General features: G+C 73.8%; 16 protein-coding genes. 13 read left to right on the top strand and 3 right to left on the bottom strand.

What is annotated here, in order from left to right; all coding sequences use genetic code 11:
* Positions 1-118: 118 nt before the first annotated feature.
* The 7 genes from ACFZDL_RS46070 to ACFZDL_RS46040 all read left to right on the top strand — a co-directional run bounded on the left by ACFZDL_RS46070 (position 119) and on the right by ACFZDL_RS46040 (position 5,328).
* Entirely contained in the window at positions 119-955 is an 837-nt protein-coding gene (locus ACFZDL_RS46070) for a DeoR/GlpR family DNA-binding transcription regulator (RefSeq protein ID WP_353596870.1), read from the top strand.
* A gap of 64 nt (positions 956-1,019) precedes the next feature.
* Positions 1,020-1,493, top strand: coding sequence for an SRPBCC family protein (locus tag ACFZDL_RS46065; protein WP_353596869.1), 474 nt, complete (start codon positions 1,020-1,022; stop codon positions 1,491-1,493).
* A 453-nt stretch (positions 1,494-1,946) separates the two neighbouring features.
* Positions 1,947-2,276: a hypothetical protein gene (locus ACFZDL_RS46060; RefSeq protein ID WP_353596889.1), complete on the top strand. Its 330-nt coding sequence runs from the start codon at positions 1,947-1,949 to the stop codon at positions 2,274-2,276.
* Between the two features lie 213 nt (positions 2,277-2,489).
* Entirely contained in the window at positions 2,490-3,032 is a 543-nt protein-coding gene (locus ACFZDL_RS46055; RefSeq protein WP_353596868.1) for an ATP-binding protein, read from the top strand.
* A 77-nt stretch (positions 3,033-3,109) separates the two neighbouring features.
* Positions 3,110-3,688: a TetR/AcrR family transcriptional regulator gene (locus ACFZDL_RS46050; protein WP_353596867.1), complete on the top strand. Its 579-nt coding sequence runs from the start codon at positions 3,110-3,112 to the stop codon at positions 3,686-3,688.
* 69 nt (positions 3,689-3,757) lie between these two features.
* On the top strand, positions 3,758-4,360 hold the full coding sequence (locus tag ACFZDL_RS46045; protein WP_353596866.1) for a DUF4865 family protein: 603 nt from the start codon (positions 3,758-3,760) through the stop codon (positions 4,358-4,360).
* Positions 4,361-4,407: 47 nt separating this feature from the next.
* On the top strand, positions 4,408-5,328 hold the full coding sequence (locus ACFZDL_RS46040) for a phosphotriesterase (RefSeq protein WP_353596865.1): 921 nt from the start codon (positions 4,408-4,410) through the stop codon (positions 5,326-5,328).
* Positions 5,329-5,440: 112 nt separating this feature from the next.
* Here ACFZDL_RS46040 and ACFZDL_RS46035 read toward each other — a convergent pair whose 3' ends face one another.
* A complete protein-coding gene (locus ACFZDL_RS46035) occupies positions 5,441-6,667 on the bottom strand; it encodes an ROK family protein (protein WP_353596864.1) in 1,227 nt (408 codons plus the stop codon).
* A gap of 17 nt (positions 6,668-6,684) precedes the next feature.
* On the opposite strand from ACFZDL_RS46035, the gene ACFZDL_RS46030 reads away from it, so the two are divergent.
* Genes ACFZDL_RS46030 through ACFZDL_RS46015 form a run of 4 tightly spaced genes read left to right on the top strand, consistent with a single transcriptional unit; the run spans position 6,685 to position 10,061 of the window.
* Positions 6,685-8,043, top strand: coding sequence for an MFS transporter (locus ACFZDL_RS46030; protein WP_353596863.1), 1,359 nt, complete (start codon positions 6,685-6,687; stop codon positions 8,041-8,043).
* Between the two features lie 56 nt (positions 8,044-8,099).
* Positions 8,100-8,837, top strand: coding sequence for a maleylpyruvate isomerase family mycothiol-dependent enzyme (locus ACFZDL_RS46025; protein ID WP_353596862.1), 738 nt, complete (start codon positions 8,100-8,102; stop codon positions 8,835-8,837).
* Between the two features lie 16 nt (positions 8,838-8,853).
* Entirely contained in the window at positions 8,854-9,117 is a 264-nt protein-coding gene (locus ACFZDL_RS46020; RefSeq protein WP_353596861.1) for a DUF6332 family protein, read from the top strand.
* Positions 9,118-9,173: 56 nt separating this feature from the next.
* Complete coding sequence (locus ACFZDL_RS46015) at positions 9,174-10,061, top strand: DUF2797 domain-containing protein (protein ID WP_353596860.1); 888 nt, start codon at positions 9,174-9,176, stop codon at positions 10,059-10,061.
* Positions 10,062-10,136: 75 nt separating this feature from the next.
* Here the strand turns inward: ACFZDL_RS46015 and ACFZDL_RS46010 are convergent, their stop codons facing one another.
* A complete protein-coding gene (locus tag ACFZDL_RS46010; RefSeq protein ID WP_353596888.1) occupies positions 10,137-10,802 on the bottom strand; it encodes a response regulator transcription factor in 666 nt (221 codons plus the stop codon).
* A gap of 14 nt (positions 10,803-10,816) precedes the next feature.
* Positions 10,817-12,154, bottom strand: coding sequence for a sensor histidine kinase (locus ACFZDL_RS46005; protein WP_353596859.1), 1,338 nt, complete (start codon positions 12,152-12,154; stop codon positions 10,817-10,819).
* 358 nt (positions 12,155-12,512) lie between these two features.
* On the opposite strand from ACFZDL_RS46005, the gene ACFZDL_RS46000 reads away from it, so the two are divergent.
* Both ACFZDL_RS46000 and ACFZDL_RS45995 read left to right on the top strand, forming a co-directional pair.
* Positions 12,513-14,063, top strand: coding sequence for a Rieske 2Fe-2S domain-containing protein (locus tag ACFZDL_RS46000; protein WP_353596858.1), 1,551 nt, complete (start codon positions 12,513-12,515; stop codon positions 14,061-14,063).
* A 148-nt stretch (positions 14,064-14,211) separates the two neighbouring features.
* Positions 14,212-15,149, top strand: a 938-nt coding sequence (locus tag ACFZDL_RS45995; RefSeq protein ID WP_391194457.1) for a putative T7SS-secreted protein, incomplete at its 3' end; no start/stop codon positions are given.

Here is a 15,149-nt window from a genome sequence, read left to right as displayed (position 1 = left end):
TGGCGAAATCGTAATCCCTGGGTTCGGGAGCGATCGTGTGTCACCGCGGCATGCGAAGATGTGCCCGCGGACGGATGGCGGCTGAGGCATGACGAGAAACGGGAAGGGACGGGCCGCGGTGAGCGACAACCAGAATCTCCTCGCCGAGCAGCGGCGTGCCCTGATCCTCGACGAGGTGAGACGGCGCGGCGGGGTGCGGGTCAACGAGCTGACCCGCAAGTTGAACGTGTCGGACATGACGGTCCGTCGCGATCTGGACGCCCTGGCCCGGCTGGGCATGGTGGAGAAGGTGCACGGCGGCGCGGTGCCGGTCGCCGAGGCGAGCACCTATGAGCCGGGGTTCGAGGCGAAGTCGGGGCTCGAGCTGAGCGCCAAGGAGGACATCGCGAAGGCCGCGGCGGCGATGGCCGCGCCCGGCACCGCCATCGCGCTGGCCGGCGGGACCACGGCGTTCGCGCTGGCGCAGCAGTTGCTGGATGTGCCGGACCTGACCGTGGTGACGAACTCGGTGCGGGTCGCGGATGTTTTCTACAACGCGCAGCGGTCGGCCGCGGGCGGCGGGGCGGGGCCGCGCCCGGGGGCGGCGACGGTGGTGCTCACCGGCGGGGTGCGCACCCCCTCGGACACGCTGGTGGGTCCGGTCGCGGACGCCGCGGTGCGCTCGCTCCACTTCGATGTGCTGTTCCTGGGGGTGCACGGGATATCGGTGGAGGCCGGCCTGTCGACCCCGAACCTGGCGGAGGCGGAGACCAACCGGCACTTCGTCCGCTCGGCGCGGCGGGTGGTGGTGGTCGCCGACCACACCAAGTGGGGCACGGTGGGCCTGAGTTCCTTCGCCTCGCTGGACGAGGTGGACGCACTGGTGACGGACCCGGGGCTGCCCGGGGATGCGCGGGCGGAGATCCTGGAGCATCTTCCGGGGGAGCTGGTGGTGGCGGGCGAGCCCGCCATGTGAGGCTAGAAGAGGCAAGCCGGTTGGCGCCGCAGACATCTGACGGGGCGCCAGTTACCGTGGCGGCATGAGACATCGTCTGCGTCCCGTGGGGCTCGACCACGTCCGCACGGCCCCGCTGCGGCTGGTCTTCGTCACCGAGGCCGGCGCCCCGCCCGAGGCGGTGTTCAAGGCGCTGGCCGACGTCGAGAACTGGCCGCGCTGGTACCGCCAGGTCGCCGGGGCCCGGTCCACCGACGACGGCAGGGGGCGCGAGATCCGGCTGAAGGGCGGCACGCGCTTCGTCGAGACGGTCATGGCGGCGGAGCCCGGGGAGCGCTACGCCTACCGCGTGGACCGGACCAATGTGCCGGGGCTGCGCGCCCTGCTGGAGGAGTGGCGGCTGGCGCCGTCCGCCTCCGGCACCGGCTCCGTGGTGCGGTACACCTTCGCGCTGGACGGGGTGGCACCGCTGCGGGGCGCCCTGTGGCTGCTGCGGCCGGGCCTGCGGCGCGCCTTCCGCGACGCGGTGCGCGCCCTGGACCGCCGGCTGGCCGCCTGAGCACCGGCGCGGGCGTCCGGGTCGTACGGTGCCGAGACAGCGCCGCCAGGGTCGCACAGGGGCGCGAACACGCTACCCGTGCGCCCCCCGAGGCCGTCCCCGCGCGCCGCCGGTGGGGCGGCGAGCCGACGCTCCTCGGCGCTCCACCGACCGGTGCCCGTGGAACGCCCGTCCTGCGCTCGACGGCCCGGGCTCGCCGGGGCGGACGCAGCCTTCGTACGGCCCGTGGACAGCGGGCTCCCAGTCGGCCGCGCTCACTGTGCTCTCCGCGCGCCGCCCTTTGCTTCTTGTGGCGACCCAGTGGCGCACTCGGACCTTTTCGGATCATAAGTGGGCACCAGTGCGCCCTGGCATCGCGGGCCTGTCCCGGGGCACACTGCGCAGCAGGGAAAATATGGAAGACGTGGGAGAGCGGCGCGCATGCCGGCGAGAGACAGCGGGGAGGCGGTCACCGTGGCCGATACCGAGTTCAACGCCCGCGGGGTGCGGATCGAGCGGTTTCTGCGCTCGGTCACGCATGCCGGACAGGTCCTGATCAAGGACGGCAGGCTGCAGTTGCTGACCAGCTACGGACGGGAGATCGACAGCGCCCCGGTGCAGTCGGTCCATGCGAGCAAGCCGTGGTTCACGGACGGCGATCAGGCCCTCGCGACGGTCAACGGCACCCGCTACCGCCTGACTCTGGGCGAGCGGGACGCCGCGGCGAAGGCCGCCGCGCCCGGCGCCGCCAACCGCTTCCTCGACGCGATCCGCAGCGCGCGAGGACATTCGCCCAAGGGCTGACACCTCCCCCGGCACCGCTGGGAGGTGCCCCCTGAGTTGCGCATGCGGGCGGCGGGGTTGACTCTGGACGCGTATCGGTATCACTGAGGGTCAACGGGCGGTGACGCTGAGATCCAGCCCCTCCCGGTCGCGCCCAGCAGCCACCACTGCTGAACGTGTACGACGCCCGCATCTGAATCAGGCTAGCCCCAACTTCTTCAGGGAGTCGCAGCCGTGATCAGTCGTCCAAGCAGGCATTGCACGGTGGAGCTGCAGGCCCTGCCGTCGCGGATCGGACAGGTCCGCAGAATCGTGTCCGCGCAATTGCGCTACTGGCATCTGGATCCGCTCATCGATCCCGCCGCGCTCGCCGTCACCGAACTGCTCACCAACGTCCACCGGCACGCCGAGCCCGACAAGCAGTGCACGGTGGAGATCGCCCTCATGCTGGACCGCCTGACGGTCTCGGTCCGTGATCAGGATCCGCGACTGCCCCGCGTCCGCGAGTGCGATCCGCTGGCCACCCACGGCCGCGGGCTCGCCCTGGTCGCGGCGGTCAGCCAGAGCTGGGGCATGCACGCCCGGGACGACGGCAGCGGAAAGGTCGTGTGGTTCACCCTGGCCGTGCCGCAGCCCGCCGCCCCCGCCAAGTCCCCCTTCGCGACGCACGGCGCGGGCCGTACCGCCCCGCCCGACCGCACCGACCTCTCGCGTCCCGCGCCGCCTGCCGGGGTCCGGGAGCGGGCGCCCGCCGCCCGGTCCGCCGTCCACCACTGACCGCGCCCCGGGTCCGGCACCGTGTCGGACCCGGTACCCGCACCCCCACTGTACTTACTAGTATGTACAGTGTCCTCATGAGCACTGCGGATCGACTGATCGAGAGCACCCAGGACCTGCTGTGGGAGCGCGGCTACGTGGGCACCAGCCCCAAGGCCATCCAGCAGCGCGCCGGCGCGGGCCAGGGCAGCATGTACCACCACTTCAGCGGCAAGCCCGACCTCGCGCTCACCGCCATCCGCCGCACCGCGGAGCAGATGCGCGCCACGGCCGAGGCGTGCTTCTCCGCCCCCGGGACCGCGTACGACCGCGTCCGCGCCTATCTGCTGCGCGAGCGGGAGGTACTGCGGGGCTGCCCGATCGGCCGATTGACGATGGATCCGGACATCATCGCCGACCCCACGCTGCGCGAGCCGGTGGCGGAGACGCTCGACTGGCTGCGCGCGCGGCTGGCCCGGATCGTCTCCGAGGGCGTGGAGCGCGGGGAGTTCGACGCGGGTCTCGACCCGGAGCGCACCGCCGCCTCGGTCGTGGCGACCGTGCAGGGCGGCTATGTGGTGGCCCGCGCCGCAGGGTCCGCTGAGCCCTTCGACAGCGCCGTCCAGGGCCTGCTGGATCTGCTCGCCGCCCGCGCGACGCGCCCGTCCCCCTCCTGAGGCGCTGGTAAGGCGCCACCACGTCAAGGCGCCGTACGCTCCATGGGCCTGACACGACAGGAGTTCTCCTTGCACGCCATGCAATACCGGATCACCCTGCCCGCCGACTACGACATGAAGATCATCCGGCATCGGGTGGAGACGAAGGGCCCCGCGCTTGACGACTTCCCCGGCCTCGGCCTGAAGGCCTACGGCATCCGCGAGCGCGGGGTCGACGGCTCCCCCGTCAACAGTTACGCGCCGTTCTATCTGTGGGCCGAGCCGGAGGCCATGAACCGCTTTCTGTGGGGCCCCGGATTCCAGGGCGTCGTCCGGGACTTCGGCCGCCCCGTGGTCGAGAACTGGCAGGGGCTCGCCTTCGAGCACGGCCCGGCCCTGGCCGCCGTACCGCGCACCGCCACCCGCCACGCCGTGGCCGTCCCGGCGGGCCCCGACGCGTCGGGCGGCGGTCCGGCGGGCGCGGTCGAGGGCGCGCTGGAGGAACTGCGGCGGCTGGCCCGCACGGACGGGGTGCACTCGACGGCCCTCGGCATCGACCCGCGCGGCTGGGAGCTGCTGCACTTCACTCTCTGGGCGGGCACCGCCCCGCCCGACACCCCCGGCGACCGCTACCAGGTGCTCCACCTGTCCGCGCCGGACCTGGCCCGGCTCCCCCGCGGGCGTCAGTGGTGAGCGCGGCCGGACGCGCGGGACACGCCGCGCAGACCACGGGAGAGGCCATGGACCGGACCGCCGTACGGACCGTGCTCGGCGATGTCCCCGGCGACGCGCTGGGCGTCTGTGACGCGCACGACCACCTGTTCATCCGCAGCGTGCTGCTGCCCGGGCAGGAGTTGGCCGACGTGGCCGCCGCGGACGCGGAGCTGCGGGCCTTCCGCGGGCTCGGCGGGGGCGCGGTGGCGCAGTGGACGCCCTACGGCCTCGGGCGGGCGGCCGGTGAGCTGGTCGGGCTCTCCCGGGCCACCGGCGTCCATCTGGTGGCCGCGACGGGGCTGCACCAGGCGCACCACTACCCGCCGGGCGTCGTCGAAGCGGTGCTCGACGGGCTCGGCGAGCTCTTCGTCGACGAGCTGACGCGCGGCATCGGCGGCACGGGGCCGCGCGCCGGGCTGATCAAGGTCGCGGGCGGCTTCCACGGCCTCGACGCCCACGCCCGCCGCACGATGGCCGCGGCCGCCCACGCCCACCACCGCACCGGCGCGCCCATCGCCGTCCACCTGGAGCTGGGGACGGCCGCCCTGGACGTACTGGACCTGCTGTGCGGCGAGCACGGGGTGGCGCCGCGGCACGTGATCCTCGGCCACCTGAACCGTTCGCCCGACCCGGTCGTGCACCAACAGGCGGCCAGGGCCGGGGCGTTCCTCGCCTTCGACGGGCCCTCCCGGGCCAACCACGCCACGGACTGGCGGCTGCCCGACGCGCTGACCGCGCTCGTGGACGCCGGGTACGCCGACCAGTTGCTGCTGGGCGGCGACACGACCACGGCCGCGGCCCGGTCGGTGAACGGCGGCCCCGGCATGCCGTATCTGCTCCGCCGGCTGCGCCCGCGACTCGAACTCGCCCTGGGGGACGAGGTGGTGCACCGGATGCTCACCGCCAACCCGGCCCGGGCCCTGGCCACGGTCTGGCGCGCGGACTGACGTACCGGCTGGCGCGAGGGCTGACGTACCGGCTTGCGAGGACTGACGCACGCCCCCGGCCCGCGGGCCGGGGGCGGCCCGGGGCCCGGGGCCCGGCCGCGTCGTCTCCAGCTCACGCCGCGCCGAGCACCTCGAGCGGGTCGTCGAGCACCGCCTGCCAGGCCAACTCCGCCGCGCCGACCAGGCTGTTGTGGTCCAGGGTGCACGGCAGGACGGGCACGCCCCCGCTGCGCCCCCACAGGCTGCGCTCGGCCACGACCGCGCGCAGCCGCTCCGGGTCGGCTTCCAGGAGCTCCCGGTGCAGCCCGCCGAGGATGATGCGGTCGGGGTTGAGGATGTTGACGAGCCCGGCGAGGCCGAGGCCGAGCCGGTCGATGAGAAGGTCGGCGGCGGCCCGCACGGACGGGTCGGCGTACTCGTCGCGGAGCAGGTCTCGGGCCTGTTGCAGGAGGGACACCTCGGGCCCCGGGTCGCGTCCGGCGGCGATGAGGAAGGCCAGCGGATCGGCCTCGATGTCCAGGCAGCCGCGGCTGCCGCAGTGGCAGGGCGGTCCCTCCGGGTTGACGGTCAGGTGACCGACCTCGAGGGCCAGGCCCGCGCTGCCGGTGTGCAGCCGCCCGTCGAGGACCAGCGCCCCGCCGACGCCGCGGTGGCCGGTGGCGACGCAGAGCAGGTGCTGGGCGCCGCGGCCCGCGCCGTGGCGGTGCTCGGCCAGGGCCGCGAGGTTGACGTCGTTGCCGGCGAGGCCGGCCAGGGGCGCCCCGGAGGGTCCGCGGACGCCCGCCTCGGCGAGGCTGCGGGTGAACAGCTCGCGTACGGGCGCGCCCGCGGGCCAGGCGATGTGCAGCGGGTTGAGGGCGGTGCCCTCCGGCTCGGCCACCGCGGAGGGGACCGCGAGCCCGGCGCCCACGCAGCGGCGGCCGCTCTCACGCAGCAGCCGGGCCCCGGCCTCGACGACCGCGTCGATGACATGCGCCGGATCGGCGGGCACGGTCATACAGCCCGGGTCGGTGGCCACGATCCGGCCGCCGAGCCCGACCAGGGCCGCGCGGAAGCCGTCGGCGTGCACCTGGGCGGCGAGGGCCACCGGGCCGCGGGGGGCGATCGAGAGGCGGTGCGAGGGGCGGCCCTGCGCCCCGCCGGCCCCGAGCGGGCGCGAGTCGACCTGGATCAGGCCGAGCGCTTCGAGTTCGGCGGCGACGGCGCCCGCGGTCGCTCGGGTCACGCCGAGTTCGGTCGTGAGCACCGCCCGCGTGGGCGCCCGGCCGGTGTGTACGAGCTCCAGCGCCGGGCCGAGAGCGCTTCGGCCCCGCTCGAGCCTTGTCCGTGTCTGGGTCACGACCCTATTCTCACTTTGTGCCGACAGGAAACAAAACATGGACGGTGATTCCGGGGAGACGGCGCTCGGTCGCGGCGGACCGAACGCTGTCCCAACTGCGCGTCGCCATCACCGTGTTCTTCGCCCTCGACGGATTCGTGTTCGCCGGGTGGGTGGTCAGGATCCCCGCGATCAAGGAACGGACCGGCGCGTCGGAAGGCGCCCTCGGGCTCGCCCTGCTCGGCGTCTCCGCGGGCGCGGTCGCCACCATGATGGTCACCGGGCGGCTCTGCCGCCGCTACGGCAGCCACCCCACGACGGTGGCCGCGGCCGTCCTGCTCTCGCTCAGCGTCGCGCTGCCGCCGCTGACCGGCTCCGCGCTCGCCCTCGGGCTGGTCCTGCTGGTCTTCGGGGCCGGGTTCGGCGGGCTCAACGTCGCCATGAACAGCGCGGCCGTCGATCTCATCGCCGCGCTGCGCCGCCCCGTCATGCCCGGCTTCCACGCCGCGTTCAGCGTGGGCGGGATGGCGGGTGCGGCCCTGGGCGGGCTGATAGCGGGGCGGCTGAGCCCCACCGCCCATCTGTCGCTGCTCGCCGCGTCCGGGCTGCTGCTCGCGGCGGTCGCGGGCCGGGCGCTGATCCGCCTTCCGGTCCCCGTCCCCGTACCGGCCCCGGCGGAGGAGGGCACGGCACGGGCGGAGGGCACGGCACGGGCGGAAGGCACGGCACGGGCGGAAGGCACGGCACTCGCAGCGGGCACGGCAGCTGCCGAAAGCGCGGCCGCCGCAGCGAATGCGGCTCCGGGCGGGCGGACGCCTGAGGCCGGTTCCCGGAGCGCCGCGCGCCGGCTCGTCGCCGTCTTCGGGCTGATCGCGCTGTGCACGGCGTACGGCGAGGGGGCGATGGCCGACTGGGCCGCGCTCCATCTGGACCAGGACCTCGACGCGTCCCCGGGACTGGCCGCGGCGGGCTACTCGGTCTTCGCCCTGATGATGGCCGTCGGCAGGCTGAGCGGCACCGCGCTCCTCGAACGGCTCGGCCAGACCCGCACGCTGGTCGCGGGCGGCACCACGGCCGCGGCCGGCATGCTGCTGGGCTCGCTCGCCCCCACCGTCTGGCTCGCGCTCCTCGGCTTCGCCGTCACCGGTCTCGGCCTGGCCAACCTCTTCCCGGTCGCCATCGCGCGGGCGGGCGCCCTGACCGGGCCGAGCGGGGTCGCCGCGGCCTCCACCTTCGGCTACGGCGGCATGCTGCTCGGCCCGCCGGCCATCGGCTTCCTGGCCGACGGGCTCTCCCTGCCGACCGCCCTGACCACGGTCGCCCTGCTGGCCGCGGTGGCGGCGGCCGTGGCGTACGGCGCGCGCCGGGCCGGACAGCCCGCCGACGGCCGGATCTGAGCCCGTCCCCTGTCTTTCAGGCGCGGCAAATCGATCGGGACTGGCAGGATTCCCCCATGGACATTGCCGAGTTGATCGACGCTCTGGACCGCGAGAGCCGGCTGCTGGCCGACGCCGCGCGGCAGGCCGGGCCGGACGCGCAGGTGCCCACGTGCCCCGAATGGCGGGTACGGGACCTGCTCGCGCACATCGGGATGGTGCACCGCTGGGTGACCCGTATTCTCACCGAGGGGCTGACCGAAGGCGTGCGGCCCCAGCCCGGCCAGGAGCCCGAGGACGCGGATCTGACGCCCTGGTTCCGCGAGGGCCACGACGCGCTGGTCAAGGCGTTCGACGAAGCCGACCCCGACGGACGGTACTTCACCATCCTGCCCACCTCCCGCACACCGCTCGCGTTCTGGGCGCAGCGGCAGGCCCATGAGACGGCGATCCACCGGGTCGACGCGGAGTCGGCGCTCGGCAAGGACCTCTCCCCCGTCGACCCGGCCTTCGCGGCGGACGGCCTCGACGAGCTGCTGACCGGGTTCCACGCCACCGAGCGGAGCCGGGTGCGCACAAAGACGCCGCGCACCCTGCGGCTGCGGGCCACGGACGTCGAGGTCGTCTGGACGGTGCGGCTGTCCGAGGGCCCTCCGCGCGCCGAGGCCGGCGATGCCGGGGACGCCGACTGCGAGCTGTCGGGGACGGCGCAGGACCTGTATCTGACGCTGTGGAACCGTCTGCCGCTCACGCGGCTGCGGGCCACGGGCGACACATCGTTGGCCGAGCTGTGGCGGGAGCGCTCGGGCTTCTAGCCCCTAAGCTGGTGCAATGACAGGCACGCACCCCTTCAGCGGTCCTCGCCCCCAGGCCGAGCGCGACGCCATCACCGTGGAGATCATGTTCGCGGTCGTCACCGGTGCCCTGCTGGCGGCCCTGCTGTTCTTCGTCTGCGCGAGCCCGGCCCTCTTCGGTGACCTGGGCAAAGCCGCGGAGAGGACCTGGCTGACGGCCGCCGCCTGCACGGCCGCCGCCGGGTTCCTCGCCCGGGTCCTCCAGGTCCTGTGGTGGCTGCCGCGCAAGCGGCGCGGCTGACGCCCGCCTTTTCGTACAGGCGCTGACGCCCTCCCTGAGGGCAGGGAGGGGACCGGATGACCCAGTGGCGGTGCGCGGGGTTGCGCTGGGACCGCTCGGGACCCGCGCTGGCCTGGCACCACCCCGCCCACGGCGACCGCGTCTCCCCGCTGTCGCCGGGCCGCTCGCTGGCCTTGATCACCGGTCCCGCCCGCGGTTGTGCCGGCGTGCGCAGGGGCGCCCGGCACACGCCGTGCCCGGCGGGCGCCGAGGTGTCCGCGTCCGCCGTGTCCGCCCAGTGCCCGGACTGCGCCCGGCTGGACCGCTCGTACTCCGTGGCCGCCGACACCCGCACCGACGATCCGCGCCCGTACGACGTGTATCTCGCCTGGTTCGGCCCGGATCTGATCAAAGTCGGGATCACCGCGGCCGAGCGCGAGGGGGCCCGCCTGCTCGAACAGGCCGCGCTCTCCTACACCTTGCTCGGGCGCGGCCCCCTGATGGCCGCCCGCCGGGCGGAGTCCGTGCTGGGCACCGCGCTCGGCGTGCCGGACCGCTTCCCGTACGCCGCCAAGCGCGCCGCGCGCGAGGCCCCGCCGCCCGAGCGGGAGCGCGCGGCGCAACTCGCCGCGCTCCACGCGCGGGCGCGCGCCCTGGACGGCCTCCCGGAATCCCTCGACCTGTGTCCGTGTGCCCCCGTCCACCATGACGCCGTCTTCCACCTGGACCGCGTACGCCCGGCGCACGGCACCGTCCGGCTCGCCCCCGGACGCATCGTGGCGGGTCATGTGGAGGCCGTGGCCGGGCCGGATGTCCACCTGACCGACTCGGCGGGCCGCGCCCTGCTGCTCGACACCCGGCAACTGGCGGGCTGGCCGCTGGCCGCGGCCCCCGCGGACGCCGCCACCACGGCGGAAGTGGTCGCGCCGGTACGGGAGGCGGCGGCGCCGGAGGCGCTGTTCTGAGCCGTGTTCCGGCGTGTGTCGCGCCCCGGGCGGCGGGCCTGGCCCGGTGGCACAGGCGGACCGAGGTGTGGAGACTCAGCCGAGCCAGCCCGGGCGTACCAGGCCCGACTCATAGGCGAGGACGACGAGTTGGGCGCGGTCGCGCGCGCCTAGTTTGATCATGGTGCGGCTTACGTGCGTCTTGGCGGTGAGCGGGCTGACGACCAGCCGCCGGGCGATCTCCTCGTTCGACAGCCCGATGCCCACGAGCGCCATCACCTCCCGCTCGCGGTCGGTCAGCTCGGCGAGCGCGGCGGCGGGCGCCGGCTCCTTCGACCGGGCGGCGAACTCGGCGATGAGCCGGCGCGTGACGCCGGGCGAGAGCAGCGCGTCGCCCGCGACGACCGCCCGTACGGCGCGCAGCAGCTCCTCGGGTTCGGTGTCCTTGACCAGAAAGCCGGAGGCGCCCGCGCGGATCGCCTCGAAGACGTACTCGTCGAGCTCGAAGGTGGTCAGCATGACCACCTTCACCTCGCCGAGCGCCGGGTCCTCGGTGATCCGGCGGGTGGCGGCGAGGCCGTCGAGCTGCGGCATGCGGATGTCCATCAGGACGGCGTCCGGGCGCAGTTCACGGACCTGGGCCACCGCCCGCTCGCCGTCGGCGGCCTCACCGACGACCTCGATGTCCGGCTGGGCGTCCAGCAGGGCGCGGAACCCGGCGCGGACCAGCACCTGGTCGTCGGCGAGGACTACCCGGATCAAGGAGTTCAAGGAGCTCAAGGGGCCTCCGTGGTCGCTTCGCCCGACGGTGTCTCCGACGGCTTCCCCTGCGGTCTTCCCGGCGGCGTCTCGTGCCGCGGTGCCGGGGACACCGTAGCGGCGGAGAGCGGGAGGCGGGCCAGGACCCGGAAGCCGCCGTCCGGGCGCGGCCCGGCCGTCACCGTACCGCCGAGCGCGGCGGCCCGCTCACGCATGCCGACCAGCCCGTTGCCACCGTCGGCGGCCCCGCTCGTCGCGCCGATCGCGGTCGCCGGACCGTCGTCGTCGATCCGCAGCTCCAGCTCGGCCGTGGCGTAGCGCAGCCGGACCCGGGCGGTGCGGGAGCCGGAGTGGCGGACGACGTTGGTCAGGGCCTCCTGGAGGATGCGGAAGGCGGCGAGGTCGGCGCCGGGCGGCAGGGCGGTCCGTACGCCGTCCACCTCGACGCTCACCGCGAGGCCCATGGAGCGGGCCTGGTCGGTCAGCTCGTCCAGCCGGTCCAGGCCCGGGGCGGGCGAGCGCGGCGCGGCCCCGGGGGCCCGGAGCGTGTCCAGGACCTGGCGGACCTCGCCCAGCGCCTCCTTGCTGGCCGCCTTGATGGTGGTCAGGGCGGTGCGGGCCTGCTCGGGGTCCTGGTCGAGGAGCGCGAGGCCGACGCCCGCCTGGACGTTGATCACCGAGATGCTGTGGGCGAGGACGTCGTGCAGCTCGCGGGCGATGCGCAACCGCTCCTCGTCGGCGCGGCGCCGCTCCGCCGCCTCCCGCTCGGCCCGCTCGCGGGCCCATTGCTCCCGCCGTACGCGGACGAGCTCGGACGCGGCGACGACCGCCACCGCCCAGGCCGCGACGACCGCCTCCGTCCCCCAGGCGGCGGGGCCGTCGTCCCCGGGCGGCAGCCATCGATAGAGCCAGTGGGCGATGAGCAGGTGGGCGGTCCACAGCCCGCCGAGCGCGCTCCAGGCGGCCACCCGCTGCCCGGCGGCCACGGCGGCGAAGCAGGCGACGACGACGCTGAGGAAGACGGGGCCGTACGGATATCCGGCGCCGAGGTAGAGCGCGGTGACGGCCGAGGTGCCGAGGACGGCGAGCCGGGGGTGTCGATGGCGTACGAGGAGCAGCGCGGGCCCGGCCACCAGCAGTACCCGGCCGAGGAGGCCGAGGTCGGCCCGCTCAGGCCGGCTCTGCGCGGCGAACTGTGTCCCGACCAGCTGGAGCGACGCGACGACCAGCGAGGAGCGCCACGGCAGGCGGGCGGCGGGGTGGGCCTCGGGGCCCGCGCTCCACCACGGAGGGCCCCAGGTCCGGGTGGCCGCCCGCCCGGACCTGGGGTGCCGTCCCCGGGAGAATTCACGCATACCCGCAACGCTAGACCGCCTCGGACCGCGGCGGCGTCGCCCCGGGGCGGTGGCCGGGCGTACTCCCGGTGGAGTACGGGACAGGGGTGTGCGACCGCCGGGGACACCGGGCCCGGGCCCCCACCCATCGGCGCCGCGCGACACGCCGGGCTACGGCAACCGGGCGACGCTCGACCAGGGGAAACCAGACCCCGGCCACCGCCCCTGGCCTGGCCATCCGCGCGTCCCGGTGCCCTGGGACCGCGCGCTGCGGGTGCATACCCCCCGAAATCCGCACACAGTGAAAAACGTGATGTACCGGCCCCTTCCATGACGGTCGGGGCGGGTGACCTACGGAGCCGGGCTGAGGTGCTGCGCTATGCGTGTAACCGGACTTGGGCATGCTGGACTGTTCATCGAGACCGCCGCCGGAACGGTGCTCTGCGACCCCTGGGTCAACCCGGCCTTCTTCGGCTCGTGGTTCCCGTTCCCCGACAACACGGATCTGGACTGGGACCACTACGGACGGGCCGCGGACTACCTGTACATATCGCATCTGCACCGCGACCACTTCGACGCGGAGAACCTGCGCCGCAATGTGCGCAAGGACCTCACCGTGCTGCTCCCCGCCTTCGCCACCGACGAGTTGGAGTGCGAGCTGCGTGCGCTCGGATTCAGCGAGTTCCTGCGCACCCGCAGCGGTGTCCCGGTCGAGCGCGATGGTCTGCGCATCATGATCACCGCCCTGACCGGCCCCGGCGACGGCCCCATCGGCGACTCCGCGCTGTCGTTGGACGACGGGGAGACCGTGCTGCTCAACCAGAACGACGCACACCCGCTGGACATCCCCTCGATCCGGGCGTTCGGCGAGGTCGACGCGCACTTCCTGCAGTTCTCCGGGGCGATTTGGTGGCCGATGGTCTACCGGCTGCCGGACACCGCGAAGCGGGAGTTCGCCGCCCGTAAGCGGGAGGGCCAGTCCGAGCGGGCGCTGCGCTACATCGACGCCGTCGAGGCCAAGCATGTGTTCCCCAACGCCGGTCCGCCCTGTTTCCTCGACGAGGACCTGTTCCGGTTCAACGGCACCGGCCGCGACGGGACAAGCATCTTCGTCGACCAGAGGGAGTTCCTGGCGGAGCTTGCCGAGGCGCGGCCGGAGGTATCGGCGCACCTGCTGCTGCCGGGCACCGTCGCCGAGCCGCTGCACACCGCGTGCAAGCTCACCCACCGCTACACCGCGAAGGAGATCGACCAGATCTTCGAGCACAAGGACGCATACCTGCGGGACTTCGCCCGCAGACAGCAGCCCGCGCTCGCCGCCGAGCGCGCCTCGCGCGCCCCTGCGCTGCCGCCCGACCGCCTGCTGGCCGAGCTCAAGCAGTGGTGGGAACCGCTGCTGGCGCGGGCGGACCGGATCTGCGACGGGGTCGGCGGCCCGGCCCGGCTGGATGTGGACGACACCTCCATCGTGATCGACTTCCCGGCCCGACAGGTCCGCCGCTGGGACGGTGAGCGCTGCCGCTACACGCTGTCCACCACGGGCGATCTGGTGGCCACCAACATCGCCCGGCGCGAGGTCGACTGGTCCAACAGCCTGCTGCTGTCGCTGCGCTTCACCGCCAGCCGGATCGGGCCGTACAACGAATTCCTGTACGTGTTCTTCAAGTGTCTGTCCAGTGAACGCATCGAGTACGTGGAGAACTACTACGACTCCGGACACGACGACGGCCAGCACGTCGAGCTGGGCGGCTGGCGCGTCCAGCGGCGCTGTCCCCATCTGCGCGCCGACCTCGGCCGGTTCGGGCAGCTCGACGGCGACGAGCTCACCTGCACCCTGCACGGCTGGCGTTACGACCTGTCCACCGGCCGCTGTCTGACGGCGGACGGCCACGACATCCGCGCCGAGCGGACAGCACCCGCCGACGGCTGACAGCCCGGCGTGTGACCGGGGCGTGATCGCGGGAACCAGACCAGCCCATTCCGCGTGGTTTGCAGCAGAACACCTTGTTGTACGGTGCAGAAGGTTGCAGAACACGAGTCTGGGCAAGTCACGCCCCGGGGCAGGGAGACAACGGCTGATGGGGTGGGATCTGACCCCCGACTGGTTGGATGACGCGGTTGAGTCGGGCACTGAGGCCGTCGGGGACGGTGTGGAGTGGCTGGGGAACAAGACCGCGGAGGGTCTGGACAAGGTCGGCTGGGAGAGCGGGGCGGACTGGGTCCGTGACAAGTCCCGTTCGGCGGCGAACGCGCTGGGGGCGGATGTCGCCGAGTTCCAGTTGGGCGAGACCGAGGACCCGAAGAAGCTGGTCTTCGGCAGCGCCGGGAAACTGCGGTCCACAGCCACCCATCTGCGTGACTTCCAGAAGGCGTTCGACCAGGTCGGCAGGGGCCTGAAGGGGCTGGACGCCTCCCGGCTGAAGGGCAAGAGCGCGGACGCCTTCCGGAAGAAGGTGGCGGACGAGCCGGCGAAGTGGTTCAAGGCCGCCGACGCGTGCGAGAAGGCCGCGGTCGCGCTGGAGGGCTTCGCGGGCACCGTGGAGTGGGCGCAGGGCCAGGCCCAGGAGGCCATCGACGCCTACAAGGCCGCGAAGAAGGCGTCAAACGAGGCGCGGTCGGTCTACAACGGCAAGGTGGACGCGTACAACGCGGCGGTGGACACGTACAACGCCGCCGTCCAGGAGGGCAAGGACCCGGGGGCCAAGCCGAAGAAGCCAGGAGATTTCGCCGACCCGGGTCCCGCGAAGGCGAAGGCGGCGCAGGAGAAGCTGGACGAGGCGCGGCGGCAGCGGGACAAGGCGGAGGAGAGTGCGGTCAAGGCGGTGGCCCAGGCCCGGGACGCCGCTCCGCCCAAGCCGTCCTACAGCGAGCAGGTCGCCGATGGGCTGGAGGGTCTGTCGCTGGACACGTCGCACTTCCTCGGTGGTGTGGTGAAGGGGACGGCGGGCCTGGTCAACTTCGCCCGCGGGCTCAATCCGCTGGACCCGTACAACATCACCCACCCCGCCGAGTACGT

The organism is Streptomyces sp. NPDC007917 (assembly GCF_042959105.1).
Taxonomy (GTDB): domain Bacteria; phylum Actinomycetota; class Actinomycetes; order Streptomycetales; family Streptomycetaceae; genus Streptomyces.
The sequence above is the reverse complement of the archived record's forward strand: the minus strand, read 5'-3'. Positions and strand labels throughout refer to the sequence as shown.

What these genes read in the sequence shown, in the direction of transcription:
- ACFZDL_RS46065 (WP_353596869.1), top strand. Translation starts at nt 1,020, where the DNA reads ATGAGACATCGTCTGCGTCCCGTGGGGCTCGACCACGTCCGCACGGCC.
- ACFZDL_RS46050 (WP_353596867.1), top strand. Translation starts at nt 3,110, where the DNA reads ATGAGCACTGCGGATCGACTGATCGAGAGCACCCAGGACCTGCTGTGG.
- ACFZDL_RS46040 (WP_353596865.1), top strand. Translation starts at nt 4,408, where the DNA reads ATGGACCGGACCGCCGTACGGACCGTGCTCGGCGATGTCCCCGGCGAC.
- ACFZDL_RS46025 (WP_353596862.1), top strand. Translation starts at nt 8,100, where the DNA reads ATGGACATTGCCGAGTTGATCGACGCTCTGGACCGCGAGAGCCGGCTG.
- ACFZDL_RS46020 (WP_353596861.1), top strand. Translation starts at nt 8,854, where the DNA reads ATGACAGGCACGCACCCCTTCAGCGGTCCTCGCCCCCAGGCCGAGCGC.
- ACFZDL_RS46015 (WP_353596860.1), top strand. Translation starts at nt 9,174, where the DNA reads ATGACCCAGTGGCGGTGCGCGGGGTTGCGCTGGGACCGCTCGGGACCC.
- ACFZDL_RS46005 (WP_353596859.1), bottom strand. Translation starts at nt 12,154, where the DNA reads ATGCGTGAATTCTCCCGGGGACGGCACCCCAGGTCCGGGCGGGCGGCC.
- ACFZDL_RS46000 (WP_353596858.1), top strand. Translation starts at nt 12,513, where the DNA reads ATGCGTGTAACCGGACTTGGGCATGCTGGACTGTTCATCGAGACCGCC.